General features: G+C 44.3%; 22 protein-coding genes and 1 tRNA gene. 12 read left to right on the forward strand and 11 right to left on the reverse strand.

Features of this window, described 5'->3' with window-relative positions; all coding sequences use genetic code 11:
* Nucleotides 1–67 precede the first annotated feature (67 nt).
* The 3 genes from ACYVE4_RS25200 (at nt 68) to ACYVE4_RS25210 (ending at nt 2,908) form a co-directional block, all read left to right on the forward strand.
* A complete protein-coding gene (locus ACYVE4_RS25200; protein ID WP_461043045.1) occupies nt 68–1,219 on the forward strand; it encodes a sensor histidine kinase in 1,152 nt (383 codons plus the stop codon).
* Entirely contained in the window at nt 1,216–1,992 is a 777-nt protein-coding gene (locus ACYVE4_RS25205; protein ID WP_461043046.1) for a LytR/AlgR family response regulator transcription factor, read from the forward strand. Before ACYVE4_RS25200 ends, ACYVE4_RS25205 begins: the two co-directional genes overlap by 4 nt.
* A gap of 244 nt (nt 1,993–2,236) precedes the next feature.
* Complete coding sequence (locus ACYVE4_RS25210; protein WP_461043047.1) at nt 2,237–2,908, forward strand: hypothetical protein; 672 nt, start codon at nt 2,237–2,239, stop codon at nt 2,906–2,908.
* 342 nt (nt 2,909–3,250) lie between these two features.
* Here ACYVE4_RS25210 and ACYVE4_RS25215 read toward each other — a convergent pair whose 3' ends face one another.
* The 3 genes from ACYVE4_RS25215 to ACYVE4_RS25225 all read right to left on the reverse strand — a co-directional run bounded on the left by ACYVE4_RS25215 (nt 3,251) and on the right by ACYVE4_RS25225 (nt 5,520).
* Nucleotides 3,251–3,424, reverse strand: a complete 174-nt coding sequence (locus ACYVE4_RS25215; protein ID WP_461043049.1) for a hypothetical protein — start codon at nt 3,422–3,424, stop codon at nt 3,251–3,253.
* A 227-nt stretch (nt 3,425–3,651) separates the two neighbouring features.
* Nucleotides 3,652–3,834, reverse strand: coding sequence for a hypothetical protein (locus tag ACYVE4_RS25220; RefSeq protein WP_461043050.1), 183 nt, complete (start codon nt 3,832–3,834; stop codon nt 3,652–3,654).
* Between the two features lie 1,524 nt (nt 3,835–5,358).
* Entirely contained in the window at nt 5,359–5,520 is a 162-nt protein-coding gene (locus tag ACYVE4_RS25225; protein ID WP_461043051.1) for a hypothetical protein, read from the reverse strand.
* Nucleotides 5,521–5,822: 302 nt separating this feature from the next.
* Here ACYVE4_RS25225 and ACYVE4_RS25230 point away from each other — a divergent pair, with 302 nt between their 5' ends.
* Both ACYVE4_RS25230 and ACYVE4_RS25235 read left to right on the forward strand, forming a co-directional pair.
* Nucleotides 5,823–6,035, forward strand: a complete 213-nt coding sequence (locus ACYVE4_RS25230; protein ID WP_461043052.1) for a hypothetical protein — start codon at nt 5,823–5,825, stop codon at nt 6,033–6,035.
* 1,105 nt (nt 6,036–7,140) lie between these two features.
* Nucleotides 7,141–8,025 (forward strand): DUF4249 domain-containing protein, encoded by an 885-nt coding sequence (locus tag ACYVE4_RS25235; protein WP_461043054.1) that lies wholly within the window; start codon nt 7,141–7,143, stop codon nt 8,023–8,025.
* Nucleotides 8,026–8,439: 414 nt separating this feature from the next.
* Here the strand turns inward: ACYVE4_RS25235 and ACYVE4_RS25240 are convergent, their stop codons facing one another.
* Complete coding sequence (locus tag ACYVE4_RS25240; protein WP_461043055.1) at nt 8,440–8,727, reverse strand: hypothetical protein; 288 nt, start codon at nt 8,725–8,727, stop codon at nt 8,440–8,442.
* A gap of 575 nt (nt 8,728–9,302) precedes the next feature.
* Between ACYVE4_RS25240 and ACYVE4_RS25245 the strand changes: the two genes are divergently transcribed.
* The gene (locus tag ACYVE4_RS25245) at nt 9,303–9,680 is read left to right on the forward strand and encodes a DUF4369 domain-containing protein (RefSeq protein ID WP_461043056.1); all 378 of its coding nucleotides are present in this window, start codon (nt 9,303–9,305) and stop codon (nt 9,678–9,680) included.
* A gap of 422 nt (nt 9,681–10,102) precedes the next feature.
* Here ACYVE4_RS25245 and ACYVE4_RS25250 read toward each other — a convergent pair whose 3' ends face one another.
* From ACYVE4_RS25250 to ACYVE4_RS25265, 4 genes are all read right to left on the reverse strand, one after another.
* A complete protein-coding gene (locus tag ACYVE4_RS25250) occupies nt 10,103–10,687 on the reverse strand; it encodes an outer membrane beta-barrel protein (protein ID WP_461043057.1) in 585 nt (194 codons plus the stop codon).
* Between the two features lie 247 nt (nt 10,688–10,934).
* Nucleotides 10,935–11,180 carry an erythromycin esterase family protein gene (locus ACYVE4_RS25255; RefSeq protein ID WP_461043330.1) on the reverse strand — a complete coding sequence of 82 codons (246 nt, stop codon included), beginning with the start codon at nt 11,178–11,180 and terminating at the stop codon, nt 10,935–10,937.
* Between the two features lie 650 nt (nt 11,181–11,830).
* A tRNA-Thr gene (locus tag ACYVE4_RS25260) sits at nt 11,831–11,914 on the reverse strand.
* A 115-nt stretch (nt 11,915–12,029) separates the two neighbouring features.
* A complete protein-coding gene (locus tag ACYVE4_RS25265; RefSeq protein ID WP_461043058.1) occupies nt 12,030–14,369 on the reverse strand; it encodes a DUF349 domain-containing protein in 2,340 nt (779 codons plus the stop codon).
* A 94-nt stretch (nt 14,370–14,463) separates the two neighbouring features.
* Here ACYVE4_RS25265 and pdxH point away from each other — a divergent pair, with 94 nt between their 5' ends.
* The 5 genes from pdxH to acs all read left to right on the forward strand — a co-directional run bounded on the left by pdxH (nt 14,464) and on the right by acs (nt 20,069).
* Nucleotides 14,464–15,105 carry a pyridoxamine 5'-phosphate oxidase gene (gene pdxH, locus ACYVE4_RS25270; protein ID WP_461043059.1) on the forward strand — a complete coding sequence of 214 codons (642 nt, stop codon included), beginning with the start codon at nt 14,464–14,466 and terminating at the stop codon, nt 15,103–15,105.
* A 147-nt stretch (nt 15,106–15,252) separates the two neighbouring features.
* Nucleotides 15,253–16,827 carry an MFS transporter gene (locus tag ACYVE4_RS25275; RefSeq protein WP_461043061.1) on the forward strand — a complete coding sequence of 525 codons (1,575 nt, stop codon included), beginning with the start codon at nt 15,253–15,255 and terminating at the stop codon, nt 16,825–16,827.
* A 60-nt stretch (nt 16,828–16,887) separates the two neighbouring features.
* A complete protein-coding gene (locus ACYVE4_RS25280; RefSeq protein WP_461043062.1) occupies nt 16,888–17,103 on the forward strand; it encodes a DUF6814 family protein in 216 nt (71 codons plus the stop codon).
* A gap of 7 nt (nt 17,104–17,110) precedes the next feature.
* A complete protein-coding gene (locus tag ACYVE4_RS25285; protein ID WP_461043063.1) occupies nt 17,111–18,061 on the forward strand; it encodes an SGNH/GDSL hydrolase family protein in 951 nt (316 codons plus the stop codon).
* Nucleotides 18,062–18,173: 112 nt separating this feature from the next.
* Nucleotides 18,174–20,069, forward strand: a complete 1,896-nt coding sequence (acs, locus tag ACYVE4_RS25290) for an acetate--CoA ligase (protein WP_461043064.1) — start codon at nt 18,174–18,176, stop codon at nt 20,067–20,069.
* A 67-nt stretch (nt 20,070–20,136) separates the two neighbouring features.
* Here acs and ACYVE4_RS25295 read toward each other — a convergent pair whose 3' ends face one another.
* Complete coding sequence (locus tag ACYVE4_RS25295) at nt 20,137–20,676, reverse strand: hypothetical protein (RefSeq protein ID WP_461043065.1); 540 nt, start codon at nt 20,674–20,676, stop codon at nt 20,137–20,139.
* Nucleotides 20,677–20,859: 183 nt separating this feature from the next.
* Here ACYVE4_RS25295 and ACYVE4_RS25300 point away from each other — a divergent pair, with 183 nt between their 5' ends.
* Nucleotides 20,860–22,632, forward strand: a complete 1,773-nt coding sequence (locus tag ACYVE4_RS25300; RefSeq protein WP_461043066.1) for an ABC transporter ATP-binding protein — start codon at nt 20,860–20,862, stop codon at nt 22,630–22,632.
* A gap of 124 nt (nt 22,633–22,756) precedes the next feature.
* Here the strand turns inward: ACYVE4_RS25300 and ACYVE4_RS25305 are convergent, their stop codons facing one another.
* Together ACYVE4_RS25305 and ACYVE4_RS25310 are read right to left on the reverse strand one after the other, a co-directional pair.
* On the reverse strand, nt 22,757–23,788 hold the full coding sequence (locus tag ACYVE4_RS25305) for an MlaD family protein (protein ID WP_461043067.1): 1,032 nt from the start codon (nt 23,786–23,788) through the stop codon (nt 22,757–22,759).
* 120 nt (nt 23,789–23,908) lie between these two features.
* Nucleotides 23,909–24,664 carry an ABC transporter ATP-binding protein gene (locus tag ACYVE4_RS25310; RefSeq protein WP_461043068.1) on the reverse strand — a complete coding sequence of 252 codons (756 nt, stop codon included), beginning with the start codon at nt 24,662–24,664 and terminating at the stop codon, nt 23,909–23,911.
* Nucleotides 24,665–24,755: the final 91 nt, after the last annotated feature.

Raw genomic sequence — 24,755 nt, forward strand, 5'->3', positions numbered from 1 at the left:
CAATTATTGGGCTGATTTGGTACCTTCGCTGAGTAGCCGGTAATTCTGTTCCTGATAGCCAATTGGTATGGACGCATCCGACAATATCAATCTGACCATATCCCAGAAAGTACGACTGGCAGCAACCGTATTCGCTATTTATTGGCCACTCCGATTTTATATAAATTTAAATTCCTTCGATTGGGAAAAAATTAGCACGTTTTGGTGGGCCATCTGGCTATCGGAAATCCCCATCACCATTACACTGTTTACCTGCTGGCTGAGCCTGATGGAGTGGTTGGAAAACATACTAAATGGGCAATCCAGGCGGCTTTTCCAACGAGACGGTAAGTTCGTTGTTCAAGTTGTAACCCTGCTTATTGCAGCCATGCTCTCGTTTGGTTTTGACTGGGCGTTTTTTGGGTATTTACATCAGGTGCGAAAAGCATTCGATCCGACAGAAAGTTCACTATTTCCTGGTCAGACCAAGCCAATTCCTTCGGAGGTTAAGGCCGTCCTTATCAAAAACGATGGACAACGTCGGCATAGAGCAACAACAGCGCTAACCGTTATGGCCTTACTCATGGCCTATTATCTAGCTGCTAACCGACGTAGAGATAAAGTGGTGGCTCAATTACAGGTGAATGCCGAGCAGTTAAAACGAGATGCTTCTCAAGCGCAATTCGACGCCTTGAAAAATCAGGTAAACCCTCATTTTCTATTTAATAGCCTAAGTATTCTATCCTCCCTGGTGGATGTCAATCCTAAATTGTCGATTCGGTTTATCAATCACCTGTCCAGGGCGTATCGCTATATTTTGGAGCAACGAAATTCCGAACGGGTCAATCTGAAAACAGAATTGGAATTTCTGGATGCGTACTGCTTTTTACTGACAATTCGATTTGACGATCGACTTCGACTTGTCAATACCATATCAAAAGACGAATCTACCCGCTTTAGTATTGCTCCGTTAACTTTGCAACTACTGATGGAAAATGCCGTTAAGCATAATCAAATGTCACGTAAGCAACCTTTGATCGTTACGTTGACCATCGACGGATATTATTTGCTCATCAGCAATCCAATTCAGTGTCGTTTAACTGATGAAACGTACAGTGAAAACTCCACTGGTATAGGGCTGGCCAACATCACAAAACGTTACCGATTACTCACCGATCGTCCAGTGCTGGTTCATCAGAAAGCGAATCATTTTATCGTCAGTATTCCCCTTTTACCATGAATGTCGTCATTATAGAAGATGAATCCCTTTCCGCTCAGCGTTTGCAAATGCTCATTAGGGATTACGATTCATCGATACAGGTAATGGCTTTACTGCCATCCGTTGCCGAAGCGGTTGAGTGGTTCGAAGGTCAGACACCCGCCAGCCAGCCGGATTTGGTGTTCATGGATATTCACCTGGAAGACGGCAGCGCATTTGGCATTATAGAAAAAGTTAAACTGACCATTCCGATCATTTTCACGACTGCTTACGAAACCTATGCCATTCAGGCCTTCAAAGCGAACAGCATCGACTATTTGCTCAAACCAATTGATGAAGCCGAGCTGGCGGCTGCCATCGATAAGTTCAAATGGACTCAGCAGAAACAACGTCCAATAATAGGTACTGCTTCGAAGTTGCTACTAAACTGGCAGGATACTCCCGAAAAAGTACCTTACAAGGATCGATTTATGGTGACGGTCGGCACGAAGATTAAGAGCATTGGTGTCGATCAGATCGCTTACTTTTTTTATGAAGAGAAGACAACCTATCTAACCACCCAGGACGAGCAGACGTCTGTCATTGAATACAGCCTGGATAAAGTAACCAGCCTGCTTGATCCGCACCAATTCTTTCGGGTAAACCGGGCTTACCTGGTCCGTTTATCGGCTATCCAATCGATTCACACCTACTCCGGTAGTAAATTAAACCTGAAGCTGCATCCTACTCCCCGGCATGATGTGTTCGTCAGCCCAGACCGCATGAACGATTTTAAAAAGTGGCTGGGGAAATAATACAAGATATCCCTGTCACGGCTATTTTTTCGACCGTCGAAATTGGACATTCGACCCTTAAAATTCAGGAATTGACCGTGTCGGCTTGGAGAATAGGCTGCCTTGAAATTTATTGTGCACAATGTTCTGAATAAGCGTCGGATCTGTCATCAACAAAATGCGCCTTTTTCAACGTTCAATAAATAGGGCTTCATCTGAATTAATCCCTGTCTGTCGAGTACTATCAGGATCGATGTGGCTACTTATGTTGATTTCTACGGTTACGTATAGTCAGTGTATAGTGACGCAGGATGAATCAAATCGCATCATTACGATCTGCCAGGGAGATACCCCCACAAAAAATGGCTTCTTGATCAATCGCCCAGATCGGGGGCAGGTGAGTAACCAAACAGTGTATTTGGGAAACCCTTATTTAACGTATCCCATTTATCGGGAAGGTACGTTGGAAATGAGTTCACCTCAGGGGATTATACCCTGTAAAATTGCGTTCAATCTGATTGCCAATGAGGTTAGCTGTTTATTGCCAGGAGATGCTACGGAACAGGCTGTGCTACCGGATGCCTTTACGGTAGATGGAAAACGCTTTGTTGCAAGAACTGAATCCAGTGGCAAACGTCTGTATTATGAAGTATTGTATGCGGGCAAATCCAGAGTGCTGGCTCACTATAAAGCAACATTGACTGCGGTCAACAGAGAGCCTTACCAATTCGATGATGAATTTGACGGTACCTATAATCGGCAGGAACGCTATTTTATTGAATTTGTCGCTCAGCCTCTTCAGGAAGTGACTCTGTCCAAAAAAACAGTGATGAAGCTATTCCATACGACGTCGAATTCTGCTTTAGCGAAGACAAAAGATAAACTGACATTAATGGAACTGATCGAGGCTGTTGCTAGCTACGACGGTTTCCAGTAAGGCCTCGCTAAGACTAACCATTTTAGTGATTTATAGATAGGAGAAAGCAGTCTGGCTTTGCTGGGCTGCTTTTTGGTATTGTAAGCATCAGGTAAGGCTGATACAGCTTTGTTTTAGCCAGTGCTGTTTCATCGATTCAGCGGGTTGATTACGTCCAGGAATATACGTTGATTTGGCTTAAGCTTTTCTTTGGTAGTAAGTAACTCTCCCTGCTCATTTTTTTATACCATTTAGAGTATAGCTGCGTACCGTTATTAGGGAGATTATTCGTGACTTTCCAGCCAATCTGACTAAAAGCTCTATTTGGCTGAATGGGCTTTTGTTTTAGGGAACAAGCGTAAGTTATTGTATGCGCATCATGGCCTGTACGTATAATGTACAGCCGCCTAATCGACAGATTTGCGGGAGGGATGAATTGCCTAAAATTGCGTAACCATCGGCCATCAGGCTAGTAATCGAATCCCGAAGGAGTTTTACGCAATGGGCTTCCAGAATGATATAGCTTGGCTGATTCATCAATTGAGGAAAATAGACTTACGGGAGTGCGCAAAATAAAAACACCAGTCGCTTAATTGCCGGTGTTTTTATTTTACTCTGAGTTACCAACTCACTGACAAAAATACCTGCATCCGAATTTTTTCCGGTTTAGAAGGACATTAGATTTTCCTTAGATTATTATTAGAGGGATAGGTCTGACAAAATCAACTCAAATGACATACACGATTCGAATCAATAGGAGGCTGTCAAAGGGAAAATACCCCCTGGTTAAACCATTTAATTACCAATTGGAGAGCCTGACAGAATAGGTAGAAGGCAATGGCAAAAACCAGTGTCCAGGGGCCGGGTAGAGCGAGTAAAACGTGCGTAAATATGGTGTGCAGCATGCGTCGGAGTTCACCTTCGAATGAATGAAAAATACGATTCATGAGCAGATTAGGAGGTTAGGGTGAAATCACTATAGCCATATACGTTAGTTTGTTAGAAAGGGATGCGTGATCGTAAAAAATACACTAAATCAATTAGTTAGACTTTCTTCGATAAACTAGACATGGGGAAGCGAATTATAGTAGCTGGAGTAATAACCAGCAATTAGCCTATAAACAGAAAGCCCCAACCAGTATGGAAGGGGCTTCGCTTTTTTGTGTTCTTAACTACAAGTCTTACGGGGGGTAGTTCAAAAAATTATCGACTAATCTTTACTAGTAGGAATCGAACTAATCGGATGGATAGCAAAGGCGGAGTCAATACCGCCAGAAATACCCATACTGGAAGGGCATATAAAAAATCAGTCATTGACTCAGTGAATACAGACAGCAGTGATTTCATCCTTAGCTTGTTAATGGTACAAAGAAAAAGCTACCAGAATTACCTAACAAATTGCTAAGTATATATGCTTATTTTTTAATTGAATCTTAATCTGTTGTACCCAGTGATAAAAAAACAATTGCAATCTTTCGGATCAGTCACGGCTATCGGCAGTCTGGCAAAAACCATATTGATTTCTCAAACTGTCAGATCGATTTTCTTTAAAAGTTAATGAGCACTACTCAAAGAAAAGCCATCCTTGATGGAACAGATCCTATTTTCAAATTAAAGGTCTTCAGCTAATGAAATGGTCAGGTATTCGGTAAGTCATCTGACATCATTAAGTCGTCTTGCGACATAAACTGATTAAAAGCAAGAATGAGCAGATCTGTAAATAGCATTAGGAAAAAGGCAATACCACCAAAATAGTATTCCTGAATCTGAATTAACCAAACGAAGGCTATTAGTAAACCTAATGCTTTAAGGCATAAGATAGGGAACAAATAACAGGTTAGCTTTTGGTACATAATTCAAGTAAAGTTCAAGTTATTACAGTTGTCAAAACGGAGTTTGCTTAAGCAACAAGCAACTATATTCCACAAATGTAGACCATATTTCTACGTCGAAAGAACCGAATAATCAATAAGTGTGACCGATGAAAGATAGACCTTATGAAATAAGGCTAAATCTACGTCTATTATATCATCCGAACATTTCAACTATATCATCTTTAATCTGCGTTTTGAGTCAGATTGAAACCTGTTAGTATAGATATAGTAACACAAGAATTCAATTCATTAGCCAATCCAGTAACATGGCAAGGCTTACTGAAACACCCAGCAGGCAGGCAAACATAGCAATCAGGACTAGCGCCCAAAATGGTGATTTGGAAGAAGAGGATGCAGAGGTTTGAGGAAGGGTTTGATCTTTCATGATCTAATTAACTTTACGGTATAGTCAAAGATAAAAATAAGTAAAATTACGTATAGTTATATTTGAGTAATTTCTGTAATTTTAATTAGATTTTAATCGTATGCCATAAGCAGGCTACAATCCAGTTGAAGCCATTAATAATAGCAGAACCAGGAGTGCCTAATTAGCAAGATCAGATAATGTAGTACCCAGGGAATACGCTTACTATTACCTCATACCTTGGTTTTTTGCGTGTTCGCAAAGTAAATAGCATTCTGATGAATAATTTGCTCCGCTGTTTCGACAGGTAGACGATGGCCTTCTTTTAGACCAAAACGGTGTGCGATAGCCGGGTAGAGATAAATCGGTTTTTCGTTGAAGTAGACTAGGATCATACTGGTGGTTGATTGATACTCAAATCAATCCAACAATAGTGCCACTCAATCGACCATTTAATATATTTTTGACAGGGTGTAGTTCAACCTGTAGTTTCCTGGTAGAGGGCTATCTGATCACGGATAGCTAACCATTTTATTTTAGGCGTAAAACGATATTGTTTGCTGGCTACAACGTTTGCTGGTTTCGTTTTAGGCCTCATCATCTTGTGAAGTTAAAAAAGTTCACCATATTGATTTCTTAGCCATCTCAGACGATTACTCTCCTACGATAGTCAGTTTAAAATCTAAACGTTCATCTTATGAGACAATTCGTAATTGGTGCAAGTATTATTGCTGACTTGCTTGATTTTACAGGTGTAGGGCATTTTTTTTATGTAGCTGATATAATTGTCATTGTCTTACATATGCTTCATGCCGGACCAAAAGCTCTGTTAGGCATACTTGATATGATCCCAGGTGTAGGACTTATTCCCGTTTTTACATTTCTGTCGTTGTCGTATAAAGATGAGTAGCTCCCGTGGCGAGATAGTGACGTTTTTCTAAAACAAAACCACTATCTCGCCACCAGAGTTACTTGCTGTTTATTTACTCCTGACATTATATATCTACTACTTTCTGATTGGGTGCGTAGCTATAGTATACTGTGCGCGTCTATAGCTACAGTTATTTTGAACGACTCATCATCGTGATCATATCCCTCCATAGTTAAGTACTATAGCTTCGAAATACTTGATTCTGAAACCATCTTAACCGGTTTTCACACGGTTTAATTTTTTTTTAATGTTCATTTCTCCAATAAAATGGCTAACCTGAGCTAATGTCACAATTCACGACTTAAGCGTAGTCAACTACCACCGCTTAGTAAACAAATGGTGACAATTTAGTTTGATGTTAACTACGATATAATGTTTTACATCAATGATTAATTTGTTATATATCAAAAAGTTAATTCATTTAATAAATAAACGACGACAATAGTAGCTGGATATCAGGCAGATAGGTGGTCTGCTAGCTAAATAGTATAATAGTACTATAGATTTTTTGTATAAACTATTTGTGTAGATACATATTACCTACAAAAAGTACAAAATGAGGAGTCATGCATTGGTGTCAATTGACTAGAAATGGACTTTTGTTCATGTGACCGATTCGAAAAACCATAGTCTTATTAGTAAGTGAATGCAATCAGTTGATGCCTTCGCCCTACTGTAAACTTGAACTTAAACATGAAACGTGCTATTACCCTCTTCAGCTTTTTGCTGTATTCTCCTTTGGTATATTGCTTTGCATTACCGAACTACCAATTCGCATCTGGATACGTTAATGAACAAGGAAGCCAAGCTCCTTTTTTAGGTGTTATTAGTCATACCAGTAATCATAGAACTGGTATCGCCATCAACAGTAGGGGATGTTTCTCTCTCGACCCCAACTACTGCAAACGTTCAATTAATCTTTTATCGATTACATTGCTGTAAGCCAATTTGGACGATTAGCTCACCGGCTTCCTGTCTATTGGCGAAACGCTTCAGGAGCAAAGGTGATCAGCCGTCTTAAGCTACACGACCAGTTTCCAGTCATTATAACAAGCTAACAAAGAGACTCTTCTCACCCAATTTCATGATTTCCTTCACTAAAAAAATGCTGTTGCTTTTTTTAGCAACCTCCTTAGTTGCCTGTAGTTTCAACCAGCAAGAAATCACCCCCGATCAACTAAGCACCGAAACCGCTAAATTGACCGTCGCTTGCTTCATCTCCCCACAGGATACCCTGCTCACCGCCAAAGTCAGCCGATCAAGGCCCGTACTGGACAACAATGCCGCCCAAGCCGTCGATATTGCCAATGCCAGCGTTACCCTCTCCAATGGCAGCACGACAGTCAATCTGATTTACAACGCTTCGCAATCGCAATACACCATCAAAGCCAAAAGAATGCCTATTCAAGCAGGCAGTACGTATATACTCACCGTTAGCACACCTGATGGCAAGCAGGTTACCGCTACTACCACCGTGCCAACTCAAATTCCGCTCAAAAATATCCGGATTGACTCCACCTCACAGTCGACCGCTGCCCAGAAGGTGTTCCGGGCCATCGGCTGCTGGGACAATCAATCGGGCGCTTATTTCCGCCTGAAAGGGATGGTACAGGGCATCAGCCAAACGGCTCCTCTTACTGCATCCTATGGCACACCAAGTCCCATTTCGTTTATGAGCGCCACGAACTCGATGGGTTTACTGACCTGTGGCCGCCAGGATAAAAGTCTGGCGATGGCAGCCACGTTGGGGGATGGCAGCTTCAAAAAGAACAATCGATCGACGCTGATCAGTGTGTCTTTGTTGCATGTGGATGAAGCGTATTATCACTATCATCTGGCGCTGAATCAGCAGCTACAGGCGTCGGAAAACCCGTTTGCGGAGTCGGTGACGATTCCCAGCAACATTCAGGGTGGTCTGGGCTGCTTCGGCAGCTACAATCTCTCACCTTTAGCGGTGACGATCAGATAAGGTAGGCACTACGCCTGGTGTTAAGTTTATATAATCGTATAAAAAAAGCGGAAGTTGTCATGACAATGGGCACTTCCGCTTTTTTGTGTTTGGTTTGCTGCAAAAGTCTATACCCCTCCATGGGTAGTTACTAGTTATATTACGTATATCGTTTGCCGTTCAAGAACGGTAGATGTGTAATTAAATACAATAGAAGGACAAACTATCCATCAATCGGTAGCTATTAACTAGCTCATCACCGATCAAATTAGGTTATAAGACCGCCTTTGTGTTCAGGCTTTAGCTTTCGAGGGAAGTTGCTTAAAGTAACCGATAAATACACTGTTTTTTTATATCCCCCATAGACTAGTTAGTTGTGAAAAAAGGCTGCTTGTTACCAATAACAGTGTACAACTAGTTAAATAATACCCTTGCTCAGTCTTTTTGATACTGCTGCCAGGCTTTCTGATGAAACTGGGTCAGCAAATCAATTAATGGTTTCGGAGAAAGCACCTTGACCGAATCGCCCAGACGAGCCAGTTCGTAGACCAGTTCTTTATTAACGATGATCGACAACTTGACCTGAAACTCAGCGTTGGTATCAATCAGAATATCGACTTCCTCAAATGATGCGATTGGACGGGGCGGAGGGACGGCCATCACTACTAATCGTACCTGAGTGGAATTGAAATCTGGAGTTGGGATATAGTGCCCTGTAAACATACCGCTTCTAATCGTACCTGAGTGGAATTGAAATGAGGCTACGTTTAACGTCAATCCGGCGAGTGTACTGAGATGGTCCGGGTTAGCAGTACGCTCAATTTGCAGATTTTGGTACTAAAGATTCTCTAAGCTAGAGAACTCTACTCTCGTAATTTTACTACTGTTACTTCAAAAGAAAGTGGGTTCAAATTCATCACCTCCAATCCGGGGAAAGTCAGAAAGTAGCCACTGATTGTAACCTTTAGACTATCTTTTGCAAAAGCAGGGGAGAGATTACAACTGCCCAAAGCAACCGACGTGCCTTCTCGAATAAGCTGGTAATTGACTTGTTTAGTTGGGGACGTAATAGCGATTACTGTGGCCGGTACATTGCTAATAAATTGATCCGTTCGTGTCAGCTTCGTATCAGGATTCGTGTAGGAGGTGAATGAAGAATCAATTTTATTGTCAGTGCAACTTGCCAACAAGCTAAATAGAAATAAGTAAATTCAATACGTATTTCATGACGGCCTCCTTTACGATTCAGCCCTGAACAATAGCGATGAGTTGTACAGGTTTATCTTCCTATTTAGATTATGTTGAAGACAGTGCTTCTGTTCAGTCTTACCGTTTCCTTTTCCGGCTTCGCCCAACCAGATTATGCTATTCGGGGTCAGGTCATGAATAAGAATTCAGGTACCATCTACCTGTATGCAGCTAGTGTTTTTGGTCAAGCTCCCCGTCTGATCGATTCTGTCAAACTGGCCAATCCATTTTTCACATTCCGAAAACCACTTGATGAACCGGGTACTTATTTTATATCGATGAATGATGCCATTGGGCAATTTCACTTTGTATGGGATAAAGACGTGGTGGTTTCCCTCAGGATGGATGATTTGAATCAATCAGTAATCGAGGAATCGCCTGTTAGTGAGGCATTAAAAGCCTTTTCGGATACGGTTGAGGTGGTCTAGCAAAACCGCTGTACTGAAATTCGTCAGAGCATTCACCTGGCAGCACAGGAAAAGGATCAACTGAACGTTTCAAGGCTTTCTCAAGACTACTTCTTTCTGGAGTTAAAACACTGGCATCAAATTACCTTGTACATCCAAACCCATACGAGCTCTTGGGCCATTTTATTCCTGTTAGTTGCTTATCATAAAGACTTGGGTAGACGCAAAACACTGGAATTACTGGCTGGCATGCCGCAATCATTCCAACAGAGTCGATTGGGAAACCAACTAAGAATGACGGTTACTGACCTTACCTACATAATTCGTCCCTGATAATAAGGTTCGTTGCCGATGATAAAATTCCGAAAAAACAAGCCCGAGTTTGATACTCAGGCATGGAAAGATTAAAGAACAAAGTTTAGTCAGCTGTCGTACTTTCAATCTTATTTCAACTGATAATTCAGACCAATACTGGCTTGCCATCGGCTGAAATCGGGAGTCAAATAAGAAGAGGGTAACCAACTCCGTTCAGCCGTTGCCTCTACCGACCAACGTTTTGCTAATCGGTAATGCGCTCCTAAACCAGCGTTCGTTTGCCAATTGGTATTGCGTGCTCCACCTTTCATTGTCGTATAGGGGTCGGCTGGCTCATATCGGTCATAAGTGCTCTGGCCATATACAGCACTAACTTGAGCAAAAAGCGCAAACCGATTTCCCCGTAGGAAATAGTATCGAGTCGATAGACCAGCTCCCACATAACGAAAGGGGAAGGAGTAAGGAAACTCCGATGATGTTGATTGTAAATAACGACCTTCGAGCGCCACTGACCATCCATCAGCAAGGAAATAGTGAAGTCGAGGACTGAAGGATGTTGTTGTTTGGCGACTCCCGCTGTATCCCTGACCAGCTGAGATACCCACGGCTACATGTCCTTTGTCCAGTAAATCCCGCTGATGCTCGTCAAACACCGTCTGAGCCGATCCCAATAGGGGGAAGAATAGACTTAATAGTACTACACAACGTTTCATGATGATCCTGTTTTGTTTGATTCGATGAGATCGTCAGAATCAAATGGGTTGGAAAAGTGCATGGCTTTTTAGGCTTTTTTAACGACTACATCAGAATGGATAAATGGTGTATACGTGCAGTGACTGTTTCGAAGTTATAACGTCTGCCATAGCGAATGACCTGTAATCTAACGTCATGGAGTCAAGGGCGCAAAATTGTCTGATTAATGAGACGGTTGGCAGCTATTGCCCCTTTTTCAACACCCAATTAGTAAGGCAGATGGGAAGATGCTGTCTTATCTAAGTGGATTAATACATCATGTAATTCGCTCAATAGATGGTTTGGTGTAAACTGATATTCGGGCTTTGCGGGAACAGTTGAGCCGATATTGCGCATCCATTTCTGCTGATGTAACCATGCCGCTTCGACCTGATTGATTGGTACAGTCCGTAAATCAAGATAAAAGTTGGGGCTGGTCGAGGCACCAAAATACTGTTCAACGGAATCCGATATAGGCTCCTATAATTGGTTGGTTCGACTTGCCTGTGGGCTTTTGGTGATGGGATCAATGTTGACAGCCGTAAAAGTACCTCTACTTCTCATGGTTGTGTACTGAAGTAAGATGCGAGCACATTATACCAAAATGGGAGAAGCCGACCTTTAAGGCGTTTATTGGCGTTTCTCAGATTGTTACTGTGCTATTGTTGGGCGTTAATCGAACCTATTTTCTAGGGGCGTTGATATCTATTCCTATTTGGCTCAACATTCTCATGTGGGATATGACCTTTATGGAGGGGTTTACGACGGCATTTATGTTCCAATTATCGTTTTATTTAATCTTGACGGGGCTGCTTATCTACCAAGCTCGATCTCAGGCATTGCCTACCTTACACAGTCTACTTAATCAGGAAAGTAGTCGGGGCAAATTTCCAGTATGGGCGTATTTACTTCTCCCTATTGCAGCTATTGGTGTTGAACTTATTGGAGCCATTCCTAATGCTATTTTGTATTATACGCGATTATTAGGAAGGTAGCTTTAAAAAAGTCACTACCATTTGCGTTGTAACTCTAATGATGTTGAAACAAAGCGTTCTGTATGCAAATAAAAAACCGCCAACATTGATGAAGGCGGTTCTTTATTTGTAACTGTCTGATTTTCAGTGAGCCAGTGGAGGGATTCGAACCCCCGACGCGCTTGCGCATCCTGATTACAAATCAGGCGGAATCGACCGCTATCCGACACTGGCACTTTCTGACTCGTTTCCGAATCGTGACGCAAAAGTAGTATTTTTCGGCTTCTTCTGCAAAAGAGTTTGTAAAAAAAGCGCAAAGTAACTCAGTTACTTTGCGCTTTTTTTACGATTATGCCTGAGCTACACGGAGTTGATGGCGTAAATCATCAAGTTGTTTCTCAGCCTCTGCAATTTTCTTGTCGATATCAGCCCGAAGTTTGTCCGCATTTTTAGAGCGGGCAAAGAATTCAATGTTATTTCGATATGTAGCGATGTCGTTTTCGATAGCCGTTATTTTGCGACGAATATCGTTTTCACGCTTGTTGCCGCCACCATCACGATCGCCCCGGTTAAAGTCTCGATCCCGACCTCCATTACGGGTGCCGCTTGGCCGAGTCACTTCAGCTTCGCTCTGGAGCATGATTCGCTCCTTATCTTTAGCTGGTATTTTACCCGTTGCGCCAACTAATGCATTTACCGCATTAATATACCGCTTTTGTGTCGACTGCATGTCTTTTTTAGGGACGAAGCCAATCGCATTCCACTCTTTCTTAAACTCGTTTAATTGCGAGAGGTCTGCGTTGGCATTAGCAGCCGCTTCAATTCGTTCGATTAGAGCAATTTTCTGAGTCAGATTTTCTTCGAATTCGCGTTCAGTTTCCTGATTTTTCGAGCGCTTCTTGTTGAAGAAAGCGTCACAGGCTGCTTTGAAACGGTCAAAAATCGTATTTTTTTGTTTCTCAGGTACCTGGCCAATATTCTTCCACTGACGCTGTAGTTCAATTACCGTCTGTGTAGTTTCAGGGGATTCCTCTCCACTTGCCAAAATCCCTTCAACTTGTTCACAAAGCTGTATTTTAGCCCGAAGGTTTTCTTCGCGCTTGTTTTCCAACTGCCGGAAAAATTCGCCTTTGTTATGGAAGAATGTTTTTAAAGCGGCCCAGAATTTCTTACTTAATTCTTTTCCTTCTTCCCGTGGCATCGGCCCTTTAATAGCATTCCAGCGGTCCTGAAGGGTCATAACCGCCTTCGTTTTGTCATTCCAGTCGTTAATACTATTGGATGTAAACGAGGTTATGGGTACTAATTCTTCGTAGATCGCCGACTTCTCTTCATAAAGCTGTGCCGACTCTTTCCGCTGCTCATTGGTTTGACCACGACGTTTTTCGTATAAAACATCTAAAGCGGCCTTCATACGTCCCCATAGTACTTCCTGTTCCGCTTTGGGGGCTGGACCAATGTGTTTATACTCTTCAAACAGCGCATTCGCTTCGTCAATTGTCTGACGGGTCACCGGAGTTTCCTCTGATGCCTTCGCCATTGCTTCAACTTTTTCGATGACTTCTGTTTTCAGCGTGGCATTTCGCTTCCGATCGAGTTCTTTTAGCTCAAAGTAGATATTGCGATTACTATAATATCGATCAACAAGCGCATGGTAGGTTGCCCAAAGTGTTGCATTGTGGGGTGAATTCATGTTTCCGGCCGATTTCCAATCGTCCTGAATTTTCTTGAATTCGTTCCAGCTTACTTTAGGATCACCTGCGCTATTCTCGTCGTTTTCAACCAGTTCACGCAAGCGAGTTAGCAGCTCTGTTTTCGATGCAAAATTGGTTTCCTTCGCTTTATCTAAATTTTGGAAGTATGTATTTTTCAGACTTTTGATCTGCTTATACAACTCGTCGAAGCGATTGACCGCATCGTCGTATTTGTACTCGAAGCCTTCGTCAGCACCCGTCTCAGCGACGTAAGCCTGCAGAGCAGCTTCGCGCTCGGCCCGTTTCATCTGGTCGAACAGAGGCTTTGCTTCTTTTAGCACCTGATCGGCTTTTTTGAAATCGCTGGGCGATACAGAAGCCAGACTAATCGTTGCCAATTGTGTTTCTAGCAGATTAACAAAATCCTGCTTTGAAAATTGGCTATAATCCACTGCCAGTGGAGTATTGGTGTCGTCCTCCACATCAGCAACATCTGCATATTCGGTCGATATGGCTTCGTGGTCAACCGATGCATCAGACGTTTCGGCTGGCACAGTTTCGGCAACTGGAGCTGTTTCTTCCGTTGGCTCCGATTCCGCAACAGGCGTTTCTGCTATTTCAGCAACCGGAGCATCTGGCGCTGATTCTGCCTCTGCTGCTTCAGGAGTGCCAGTTGACTCGCTAACTGGTTCAGCAGCGATAGCTTCAGTGGAGATCGCAGATGCATCGTCAGCGTCGGCTGGGAGATCGGGTGTTGTCTGGGAAGCAGCAACAGGTGCCGATGGAGTCGATTCAAGTGTACCTTCCACGGCGTTCGACTGTGTTTCAGAAGTTGTTGTTGTCGAAGATTCGGCCAGTTCAGACGTAGTCTCCGTGGCCTCGATTGGTGTATCGGGCAAGGTTTGGGTATCTTCGGGATTATGCACTGCCAACACCTCGGTTGCCTGAGTAGTGGTTTCCGGCTGTTGGTTAATTTCCTGTTCTTGGTTTGCCATGTTGAGAACGTACCGATTACTTTTGCAAAAATACGATAATATACGGATTTTCTTCTAGTACAGAGATTGAAAAGCCGCTAAAGGTCTATATATAATGGCTTCAACAATCAGTGATTTGCGGAATGAATATACGTTGAGTGGTTTAGACATCGCCGATGTACTCCCTGATCCCATTGCCCAATTCCAAAACTGGTTTGATGCCGCACTCATGGCAAAAGTCCCTGAACCCAATGCAATGCACCTAAGTACGGTTACAGCCGACGGTAGGCCCGATGGACGGATTGTGCTGTTAAAAGGCGTTTCGGATGCAGGGTTCGTGTTTTTTACCAATTACGAGAGCCGGAAAGGAAAGGAACTGACAGGATATCCATTTGCTGGTCTTACATTTTTTTATCCAGATCTCGAACGCCAGATTCGCATTGAAGGACGCGCAGAAAAAGTAAGTCCTGAAGAATCGGACGCATATTTTAATAGTCGGCCGCGCGGTAGCCAGATCGGTGCCTGGGTGTCACAACAATCGGAGGTGATTCCTGATCGAGATGTGCTGGAAAATCGCCAGCATGAGCTCGACGTTCAGTTTGCCAATCAACCTGTGCCACGTCCGCCATATTGGGGTGGTTTCCGGGTCGTGCCCGATACGATTGAGTTCTGGCAAGGCCGCCCAAGCCGCCTACATGATCGGATTCGGTATCGAAAGGAGGAGGGGAACTGGATTATTGAGCGGTTATCGCCATAGACAATGAGCGAAAGAGTGAATGAGCGAGTGGCTAACGCAAAACTTATTTTTTCGCTCGTTCACTCATTCACTCTTTCGCTCATTCTCACAGGGTAAAATTCGAAATTGGGTTGCTTTTGAAGGTATACTCCCTTTCATTCTTGTACTATGACCGGCCGCAAAGCCACTACGCAACCTAAAACCGTTTCAAAGAGCACGCTTTTTAGTGTGATTTCGGCCTCTTCGGTCGGAACGCTCATTGAGTGGTACGATTTCTACATATTCGGTAGCCTGGCTGCCATTCTGTCCTCTCAATTTTTTCCAAAAGATAACCCAACGGCCGCATTATTATCTACGCTGGCGACTTTTGCGGCTGGATTTGTGGTTCGTCCATTTGGTGCGCTGGTATTTGGACGACTCGGAGATTTGGTTGGTCGGAAATATACGTTTCTGGTCACGCTGGTGTTGATGGGCGGGAGTACGTTTGCGATTGGCTTGATTCCGGGTTATGCTACTATTGGTTTCTGGGCTCCATTATTAGTGCTCTTGCTCAGGCTAATACAAGGTTTGGCCCTTGGTGGTGAGTACGGGGGAGCAGCCACCTACGTAGCTGAATATGCGCCCGAAGGTCGACGTGGGTATTACACAAGTTTCATTCAGACGACAGCTACATTGGGATTGTTCGTATCGCTGGGTGTGATCCTCCTTACGCGCGAGTCGTTGGGCGTTGATAAATTTTCCGATTGGGGCTGGCGAGTTCCTTTTCTGTTATCGATTCTGCTGGTGGCGGTTTCAATTGTCATACGGATGCGTATGGCCGAGTCGCCTTTGTTCTCAAAACTGAAGTCGGAAGGAAAAGTCTCGAAAAATCCGTTGGCTGAAAGTTTTGGCAAAAAGCAGAACCTGAAAATGGTACTCCTGGCTCTTTTTGGCGCTACGGCAGGACAGGGGGTAATTTGGTACACCGGCCAATTTTATGCACTCTCGTTTATTCAAAAAGCCTGCAATGTCGAGTTTGTTCAATCGAACATGATTGTGGCGGTTGCCTTACTTGCGGCTACCCCTTTCTTTGTTGTATTCGGTGGGCTATCGGATCGGATTGGCCGAAAGGGTATAATGCTAGCAGGTATGTTTTTGGGTATTCTGACCTATCGTCCGATTTATGATAAATTGTATAGCCTAACGGATTTGGCTCAGCATCAGGAATTAACGGAAGCCCGTACAATTGATCGTAAACTGGTAAAACTGGCAAACGGCGACACACAGACGACGACGACGACAACGCATTTCTTTACCGATGGGTTAGTGGCTAAGGATATTGAAAAAATAATTACACCCCTATCTTCATCTGCAAAACCAGCAAAACCCGAACTAAGTAAAGCGGTTACGTTGGCTTCGGGTAGTTTCTGGCTGATGGTATTGTTGGTATTTGTTCAGGTTATTTACGTAACGATGGTGTATGGGCCTATTGCTGCCTTTTTAGTGGAGCTATTCCCAACCCGAATTCGATATACGTCGATGTCGCTACCGTATCATATTGGTAATGGCGTGTTTGGTGGACTTACTCCGTTTGTGGCTACGGCTTTAGTCGCTACGGCTACAAAAGCGAATCAGGCGGTTCCAGGTTCGGTCGATAAACCGTATTTACAAGGACTTTGGTATCCGATTTTAGTTGCTGCGGTTTGTTTGGTAATTGGCGTATTGTACCTGAATAACAAGAGTTATACTACGGCGGATGATTGAGTGAAAGGGCAGAAATGCCAATCAGAATTCCAAATAATCACTCATTCGCTCTCTAACCCTATGAATTCTCTAAAAAAATACCTCGGTATTCTCTGGATAGGACTTGGTCTCTATGTCGGCTATGACCGAATTACGGATAGTCTTGCGAAAATTGGCAGTGACCAACTAGAAGATCGTGTATTCGGCTGGGTCGTTTTGCTGGTTTTAACACCGATTGTAGTTGGTGGGTTAATCCTGTTTGGCAAGTACGCACTGGATGGCGAATATGATTCCTGAGGCCAAGATGAAGTCAATCCGTCGGTTCGTTTTCCTGATACTTTCTGTTGTTGGGCTTGCGAATGTAACAGTTGGCCAATCACTTTTTCCCGCTACTGTCAAGCGGGTTTTATTTTTAGGTAATAGTATTACCTACGCTGGAAAATATGTAACGGCCATCGAAACGTATTATGTGGCACGTTATCCAACTCAACCAATTGAATTTATCAATGTCGGCTTGCCGAGCGAAACCGTTTCGGGGCTTTCGGAAGAAGGGCACGCCGACGGACAATTTCCAAGGCCTGATTTGCATGAGCGATTAGCGCGTGTATTGGCTCAGACAAAACCCGATCTGGTGTTTGCCTGCTATGGGATGAACGATGGTATATATTTACCGTTCGATGAGGGACGATTTGCGAAATTTACGGAAGGGATTCAGTGGCTGCACGATGAGGTGGTAAAATCGGGTGCCCCGATCATTCACCTTACACCACCTGTTTACGACGAGTTAAAGGGTGGAAAAATCGGTTATTCCGCCGTGCTTGATCGCTATGCCGATTGGATAATAGCCCAGAAAACGGCCCGGAAATGGCGCGTTATTGATATTCATTATCCGATGAAGGACTTTCTGGAAGCCCATCGAAAAGTAGATGCTTCGTTTGGCGTTGCTGGTTTTGCGCTGGCCGAAGATGGTGTACATCCGAACGAGGTAGGCCACTGGATTATGGCTAAAAATATTCTACTTGGCTTAGGTGAAAAGGCTGTCGCTCAGGCCCCCGATCTCAAATCAGTGATGGCTTCAGTACCGAATGGTGCTCAGCTTATGAAGCTTATTGCTGACCGGCAAAATCTCATGAAGGATGCCTGGTTGACGGCTACGGGCCATAAACGACCGGGTATGAATAAGGGTTTACCACTCTCTGAGGCCAACGTAAAAGCGGCAGAAATCGAGAGCCAGATTAGAACACTTTTTAAGTAGATGAGGGGTAAAATGATCGGATTGTTCAAGTAGAAAGCGACAAATTGTTAACCGCTGTAATTCCACAAACTTTACCTTTACGTTCTTATTCGGTTTTATCCTTTTACGAATTATGCGTATCCGAACCTTTGACGAGTACCAGACAGCTTATCAGAAAAGTGTTGACGACCCAGAAGCGTTCTGGGCAGAAATTGCACAGAATTTCCAGTGGCGTAAACCATGGACCAAAACCCTACAATGGAATTTCACGGAGCCAAATGTAAAATGGTTTGTGGGTGGCAAACTCAACATTACCGAAAATTGTCTTGACCGCCATCTTGCCGAGCGTGGCGACCAACCCGCCATTATCTGGGAACCCAACGATCCGAATGAAGCGGGAGTTACGCTTACCTACCGGATGCTTCACGATCAGGTTTGTCGTTTTGCTAATGTGCTGAAACGCAATGGTGTTGTGAAAGGCGACCGCATTTGTATTTATATGCCGATGGTGCCTGAATTGGCGATTGCCGTGCTGGCTTGTGCTCGCATTGGCGCCGTTCATTCGGTCGTTTTTGGTGGATTTTCAGCGCAAAGTATTGCTGATCGGATTAACGATGCCCAATGTAAGGTGGTTGTTACGGCCGATGGCGCTTATCGGGGAAGTAAGGAAATTCCGTTGAAAAGTACCGTAGATGATGCATTGATTGGCTGCCCTAGTGTACAGAAAGTAATCGTGTTAACACGTACCCGCACGCCAGTTTCGATGCTGAAAGGGCGCGATGTATGGTGGGAGCAGGAACTTAAGCAGGTTACTGCCGAGTGTCCAGCCGAAGAAATGGATGCTGAAGATATGTTATTTATTTTGTATACCTCGGGTTCAACGGGCAAACCAAAAGGTGTCGTGCATACCTGCGGGGGATACATGGTCTATGCGGCCTATACCTTTCAGAACGTCTTTCAATACGAGCCTGGGCAAATTTTCTTCTGTACCGCTGACATCGGTTGGATTACAGGACATAGCTATATCGTTTACGGGCCGTTAGCCAGTGGAGCTACATCAATCATTTTTGAAGGTGTACCCACCTATCCTGATTGTGGTCGATTCTGGGATATTACGGATAAATACAAAGTCAATATTCTGTATACCGCACCCACTGCCATCCGATCGCTGATGGGCTTTGGATTGGATAAAGTTGAAAACCACGATCTAAGTAGCCTGGAAGTGTTAGGGTCTGTAGGTGAGCCGATTAACGAAGAAGCCTGGCATTGGTACGATGATCACATCGGTAAAAATCGCTGCCCTATCGTCGATACGTGGTGGCAGACTGAGACGGGGGGAGTTTTGATTTCACCGTTGGCAGGAATTACGAAAACCAAGCCGACGTATGCCACATTGCCGTTACCAGGCGTTCAGCCAGTTCTGGTTGACGAAAACGGGAAGGAGATCGAGGGGAACGGTGTGAGCGGAAATCTCTGTATGAAATTCCCCTGGCCAGGCATATTGCGTACAACTTACGGCGATCATGAACGCTGCCGCCAGACGTATTTTGCTACCTATCCGGGCTTGTATTTTACGGGGGATGGGTGTCTACGTGATCAGGATGGTTATTATCGCATTACAGGCCGTGTCGATGATGTGCTGAACGTTTCGGGCCACCGAATAGGTACCGCTGAGGTCGAAAATGCGATCAACATGCACACAGGTGTAGTCGAAAGTGCCGTCGTCGGCTATCCGCACGACATCAAAGGCCAAGGTATCTACGCCTATGTGATCACCGAAAGTACAACCGATCATCACGACGCCGAGCTCACTAAGCGCGACATTCTCGCTACGGTCAGCCGCGTTATTGGGCCCATTGCCAAACCCGATAAAATTCAGTTCGTGACGGGGCTTCCGAAAACGCGTTCCGGTAAAATCATGCGCCGTATTCTCCGCAAAATCGCAGAAGGAGATACAAGTAACCTGGGCGATACCACTACACTGCTCGATCCCGCAGTCGTAGATGAGATAAAAGAGGGGGCGTTATAATTTTAGAATAGTGATCGAATTACGATCTGCGCCGGGTGGAAACGTCCGGCGTTTTTTGTTATCCATCTTACTTCACCTTCACAATTTCCCCGAAGTAATTCATAAAGATCAGATACTCGGCTTTTTTCTTGCTCTCAGGATCTAACAGATTCATCGTCAGCGTAATGTAACGCTGGCCATTAAAGGTAGGTTTATAGGTTACCGACTGTAGAAGCGAGCGGTTAACAACGTCGTCACTTTTGACAAAGTACAGTATATCGTCTTTGGAAAGCGTTCGTTTAAAAACCTGACTGCCTGATTTTTTGGTAGTTAACACCGTAATTGTATGGTTGAAATAACACCCATTTGCCGTCTGCAACGAACTGGTATCCTGAGCTAGTGTTAACGCAACTTTTACTGATTTGCCCGACTCCTGATATTCATCTGCCTTGCCTACTTTATCAGCCGCTATAATCGACTGGCAATTTTTAGGTTTAGATGTTGTGGCAGCAATAGAGTCTTTGGGAGTGAATTGACTGGCCGATTCCTGCGTTTTGCCTGAACCTCCACAAGCCATTATCAGACTGGTAATGGTGGCGATAAAAACGGGTATATAGGCGTTTCTCATAGAGCAAAGTTCGTATTTATCCGGCAAAGGTATTGCAAAGATGGTGTCCTATGTGTTGCTGACAAAAGAGTAGGTAAAATCTGCCTGCCAGATGATCTAAAAAGAGCTTGTTTATGTTACAAAAGAAACATAATCCAGTTTTTGTTAGGCTGAATTATCTGCTTTACTACCAACAAAATACCTATGCAACTTCTTTACAGTTATTTACGGCGCTATTGGGGCCTCCTGGCGCTTGCGTTGTTACTCGCAGCTATCAACCAAATCTTCTCGCTGCTCGACCCGTACATCTTTCGTAAAATTATTGACCAGTATGTGGTCAAACCGGATGGTTCATTACGGCCACTGAGTTTCTGGGCTTTTCTGCAAAACGGCGCTGGTTTGCTGATTTTACAGGCATTGGGTGTTGCCATGGTCAGTCGCATTGCCAAGAATTTTCAGGATTATTACGTCAACGTAATAACCCAGCGACTTGGCGCCCGACTTTATACGGATGGGTTACGACATTCGCTCGAATTACCTTATCAAGTCTTTGAAGATCAGCGATCTGGTGAGACGCTGGGTAAGCTACAAAAGGTTCGTGCGGACGTTGAAAAGCTGATTCAATCGTTTGTCAATGTGTTGTTTACCTCGGTCGTCGGTATTGTATTTGTGATGTGGTATGCCGCTACGGTTTACTGGCCCATCGCTCCAGCTTATTTTCTGACGATTCCATTATTGGGTTTTGTGAGTTCGTTGTTGAGCAAAAAAATCAAAACAGTTCAGAAAACTATCGTGGCTGAAACCACGGCACTAGCTGGTTCAACCACAGAAAGTTTACGAAATATCGAACTGGTCAAAAGTCTGGGTCTGGCCCAACAGGAAACCGAACGGCTAAATGCTACGACTGATAAAATTCTGAAGCTCGAACTCAAAAAAGTGCGGTATATCCGGTCGCTGTCGTTCGTTCAGGGTACGTTTGTGAATCTACTTCGCAACGCTATTATGCTGTTTATGCTCTTTCTGGTAGTAAGAGAACAGATTACAGTTGGCGAATTTTTCTCACTGTTTATCTACTCGTTCGCCATTTTTGGCCCGTTGCAGGAATTGGGGAATATTATCAACGTATATCGGGAGACGGAAGCATCACTGGCAAATTTCCAGCAGATTCTGAACACCCCCCGCGATGTGCAACCAGCGCTTCCACAGCCAGTGAAGCAACTGCAAACCCTGGCATTCGATGATGTTCACTTTAAACATCTTACTGCTGAAAAGCCTGCGCTCGATGGCATAACGTTCGATGCGCAAGTAGGCGAAACTATTGCGTTTGTGGGGCCTAGTGGTTCTGGAAAAACGACGCTTGTGAAATTACTGGTGGGTTTATATAAACCGCTCAGCGGACAGATTCTATATAACGATATTCCGGGGGCGGAAGTGAATCTAGATGCACTGCGGGAGCAAATCGGCTTCGTGACGCAGGATACACAGCTTTTTGCCGGAACCATCCGCGAAAACCTACGCTTTGTAGCTCCAAATGCTACCGATGAGGAATGCCTCAAAGCGCTGCATCAGGCAGCCGCTGATTCACTGCTAAGACGCGCTCCTCAGGGACTTGATACGGTCATTGGCGAAGGCGGAGTAAAAGTGTCTGGTGGTGAAAAACAACGTCTGAGTATTGCTCGTGCTCTACTGCGCAAGCCAGCCTTACTGGTTTTTGATGAAGCAACTTCGGCTTTGGACTCACTAACCGAAGAAGAAATTGGCCGTACGGTTCGAGAACTTTCTGGTTCACGTCAACACATCACGATCCTGATTGCCCACCGTTTAAGCACGATCCTCCATGCCGATCGGATTTTTGTACTGGAGCAGGGGCAGATTGTTGAGCAAGGGCGACACGAGGAATTGCTGGCGCAAAAAGGGCTGTATTATGCGATGTGGCGTCAACAAATTGGTGAACGGAAAGAGTTGGCTGTGGCATAAGCGAGGCATAACCAGGTTTGCAAACTATATAAATGGCGCTTGCTTATACAATCGGAACAGGTCCGATAAAGTTATAAAGAAACCTTAACGGACCTGTTGAATATAATTTAAGAAGTTAAAATCGCTAAGGCTTTGGCGTTGCGGCTGCGGTACTATCCGCTTTTTGTTTGGCTTCGGCCTTTGCTTTCTTCTTGAAATAGCCTCGTAGCAGGAAGTTATTTTGGGCTGCTTTCAGATCTTCATTTAGCAGAACCGTACTCTGGCTCAAATTTTTAAGCGTTGTACGTAGATTACCCGCCGTTTCCTTATCTGTAAGCAATATGCCTAGTGGACTATTGGTATTATTGAGTTTATCCGACGCCCTGTTCAAGTTTTCAGATGTTTGCCGGAGAGTAGTAACACTCTGATCCGCCGATGCAATTGTTGACTCGAAACGAGTTGCGGCCCGGCTTAATTTACGAAAGACTGTCGTGTCTGTCACTAATTCGTTCGCCAGAGTTCCTTTGGTATTTAATTTGGCTGAAAACTGCGCAATGGAGCCGGTTACTTTCACCGTATTATTAGATGCCCGCTCCAAATTGAGCATCGCCCGTTTGAAATTATCAGCGACGACCGAGTCGGTCAATACGGCCCCGACTGTGCCTTTTCCCTTCCGGAGGTTGCCGACAAGTTCTTTAAAGTCGTTGGTGACGCGCAGAAGGTTGTTATTATTTTCCTGCAACGTAGCCATGATCTGATCAGAACTTAATGCCTCCGAGGTTTTAAGACGGTCGCCATCTTCTACTTCAGGATGATTCGTTGTGCCACCCGCAATCACAACAATTTTGTTCCCGATGAGTCCGTCGGAGCCGATAGAGGCAGATGCGTCTTTCCGGATGTATTGTTTGGAACTCTCCTCGATGTTCATGTCAACTTCGACCTGAGAGTTGCTATAAAAACTGATCCGTTTGACCGTTCCGATTTTTACGCCGGAAAACCAAACGTTATTACCATTTTTCAGGCCTCCCACGTCTTTAAAAAGCGCAATGACCCGGATGGTGCTGGTAAACCGTTTCTGCTGGCCGCCCAGTACAAACACACCGGCAATAAATATGATAATTCCTAGCAGGACAAAAATGCCTACAACTACGGAGCGTTTCGTTGATTCGGTACTCATGGTTGGTGGTATTCAGGTATCAGTATTCGATTTGCTGTTGTTTACTATGGGTATTAGATTGTTGAGTGTTAATTCTGATTCGTGTTACGTATACAGAAAACCGTAAACAGCCTATTGTGTTTAATCGACAAACTTGTAATCATAAAACTGTTTGATACGCTCGTCGGGAGCGGCAAATACTTCATCGAAGGTGCCGACGCGTTCAAACTTCCCATCGAGTAGCATGGCGATCCGATCTCCGACCGTTTTGGCGCAGGTTAGGTCGTGAGTAATAATGATCGATGTAGCGCCCCGGCGTTCCTGCACGTCGTTAATTAGGTTATTAATCTCGACACTGGTAATGGGGTCCAAACCGGCTGTCGGTTCGTCGTAGAGCATAATGTCGGGGTTCAGGATCAGCGTTCGGGCGATACCTATGCGTTTGCGCTGGCCACCCGATAATTCAGCCGGCATTTGATCGATTGTCTGCGATAATCCAACATCCTCCAGCGCTTTTTTGACGGCTTTGTCAATGTCGGATCGGCTGAGATTGCGGACGTTGCGAACAAGCGGAAACTCCAGATTTTCCCGAATGCTCATACTGTCGTAAAGGGCACTGCTCTGAAATGAAAAACCGACTTTCTGCCGAAATTCATCCAACTCCTTTCCATGTAGTGTTTCAACATCCTGCCCCAGCATAATGACCTTACCTGCATCGGGCTTGAGTAAACCGACCATGATCTTAATCAGTACGGATTTCCCCGTACCCGATCGCCCAAGAACGACTACGTTTTCACCTTTATATACGTCTAAATCAACCCCCCGAAGTACGTGCAGACTACCGAAGGATTTTTTTAATCCTTTAATCTCAATGACGGGTTCTTTCTTTTCTGCCATAACTAATGAGTGAAAGGGTGAAAGAGTGAATGAGCGAAAAAATAAATACAGTGTTAGTTATTCGCTCTTTCATTCATTCGCTCTTTCGCAA

Source organism: Spirosoma harenae (assembly GCF_054776975.1).

Excerpts from the sequence above, each read along its gene's own strand:
- ACYVE4_RS25200 (WP_461043045.1), top strand. The coding sequence starts at position 68 with ATGGACGCATCCGACAATATCAATCTGACCATATCCCAGAAAGTACGA.
- ACYVE4_RS25205 (WP_461043046.1), top strand. The coding sequence starts at position 1,216 with ATGAATGTCGTCATTATAGAAGATGAATCCCTTTCCGCTCAGCGTTTG.
- ACYVE4_RS25210 (WP_461043047.1), top strand. The coding sequence starts at position 2,237 with ATGTTGATTTCTACGGTTACGTATAGTCAGTGTATAGTGACGCAGGAT.
- ACYVE4_RS25215 (WP_461043049.1), bottom strand. The coding sequence starts at position 3,424 with ATGAATCAGCCAAGCTATATCATTCTGGAAGCCCATTGCGTAAAACTC.
- ACYVE4_RS25220 (WP_461043050.1), bottom strand. The coding sequence starts at position 3,834 with ATGAATCGTATTTTTCATTCATTCGAAGGTGAACTCCGACGCATGCTG.
- ACYVE4_RS25225 (WP_461043051.1), bottom strand. The coding sequence starts at position 5,520 with ATGATCCTAGTCTACTTCAACGAAAAACCGATTTATCTCTACCCGGCT.
- ACYVE4_RS25230 (WP_461043052.1), top strand. The coding sequence starts at position 5,823 with ATGAGACAATTCGTAATTGGTGCAAGTATTATTGCTGACTTGCTTGAT.
- ACYVE4_RS25235 (WP_461043054.1), top strand. The coding sequence starts at position 7,141 with ATGATTTCCTTCACTAAAAAAATGCTGTTGCTTTTTTTAGCAACCTCC.
- ACYVE4_RS25240 (WP_461043055.1), bottom strand. The coding sequence starts at position 8,727 with ATGTTTACAGGGCACTATATCCCAACTCCAGATTTCAATTCCACTCAG.
- ACYVE4_RS25245 (WP_461043056.1), top strand. The coding sequence starts at position 9,303 with ATGTTGAAGACAGTGCTTCTGTTCAGTCTTACCGTTTCCTTTTCCGGC.
- ACYVE4_RS25250 (WP_461043057.1), bottom strand. The coding sequence starts at position 10,687 with ATGAAACGTTGTGTAGTACTATTAAGTCTATTCTTCCCCCTATTGGGA.
- ACYVE4_RS25265 (WP_461043058.1), bottom strand. The coding sequence starts at position 14,369 with ATGGCAAACCAAGAACAGGAAATTAACCAACAGCCGGAAACCACTACT.
- pdxH (WP_461043059.1), top strand. The coding sequence starts at position 14,464 with ATGGCTTCAACAATCAGTGATTTGCGGAATGAATATACGTTGAGTGGT.
- ACYVE4_RS25275 (WP_461043061.1), top strand. The coding sequence starts at position 15,253 with ATGACCGGCCGCAAAGCCACTACGCAACCTAAAACCGTTTCAAAGAGC.
- ACYVE4_RS25280 (WP_461043062.1), top strand. The coding sequence starts at position 16,888 with ATGAATTCTCTAAAAAAATACCTCGGTATTCTCTGGATAGGACTTGGT.
- ACYVE4_RS25285 (WP_461043063.1), top strand. The coding sequence starts at position 17,111 with ATGAAGTCAATCCGTCGGTTCGTTTTCCTGATACTTTCTGTTGTTGGG.
- acs (WP_461043064.1), top strand. The coding sequence starts at position 18,174 with ATGCGTATCCGAACCTTTGACGAGTACCAGACAGCTTATCAGAAAAGT.
- ACYVE4_RS25295 (WP_461043065.1), bottom strand. The coding sequence starts at position 20,676 with ATGAGAAACGCCTATATACCCGTTTTTATCGCCACCATTACCAGTCTG.
- ACYVE4_RS25300 (WP_461043066.1), top strand. The coding sequence starts at position 20,860 with ATGCAACTTCTTTACAGTTATTTACGGCGCTATTGGGGCCTCCTGGCG.
- ACYVE4_RS25305 (WP_461043067.1), bottom strand. The coding sequence starts at position 23,788 with ATGAGTACCGAATCAACGAAACGCTCCGTAGTTGTAGGCATTTTTGTC.
- ACYVE4_RS25310 (WP_461043068.1), bottom strand. The coding sequence starts at position 24,664 with ATGGCAGAAAAGAAAGAACCCGTCATTGAGATTAAAGGATTAAAAAAA.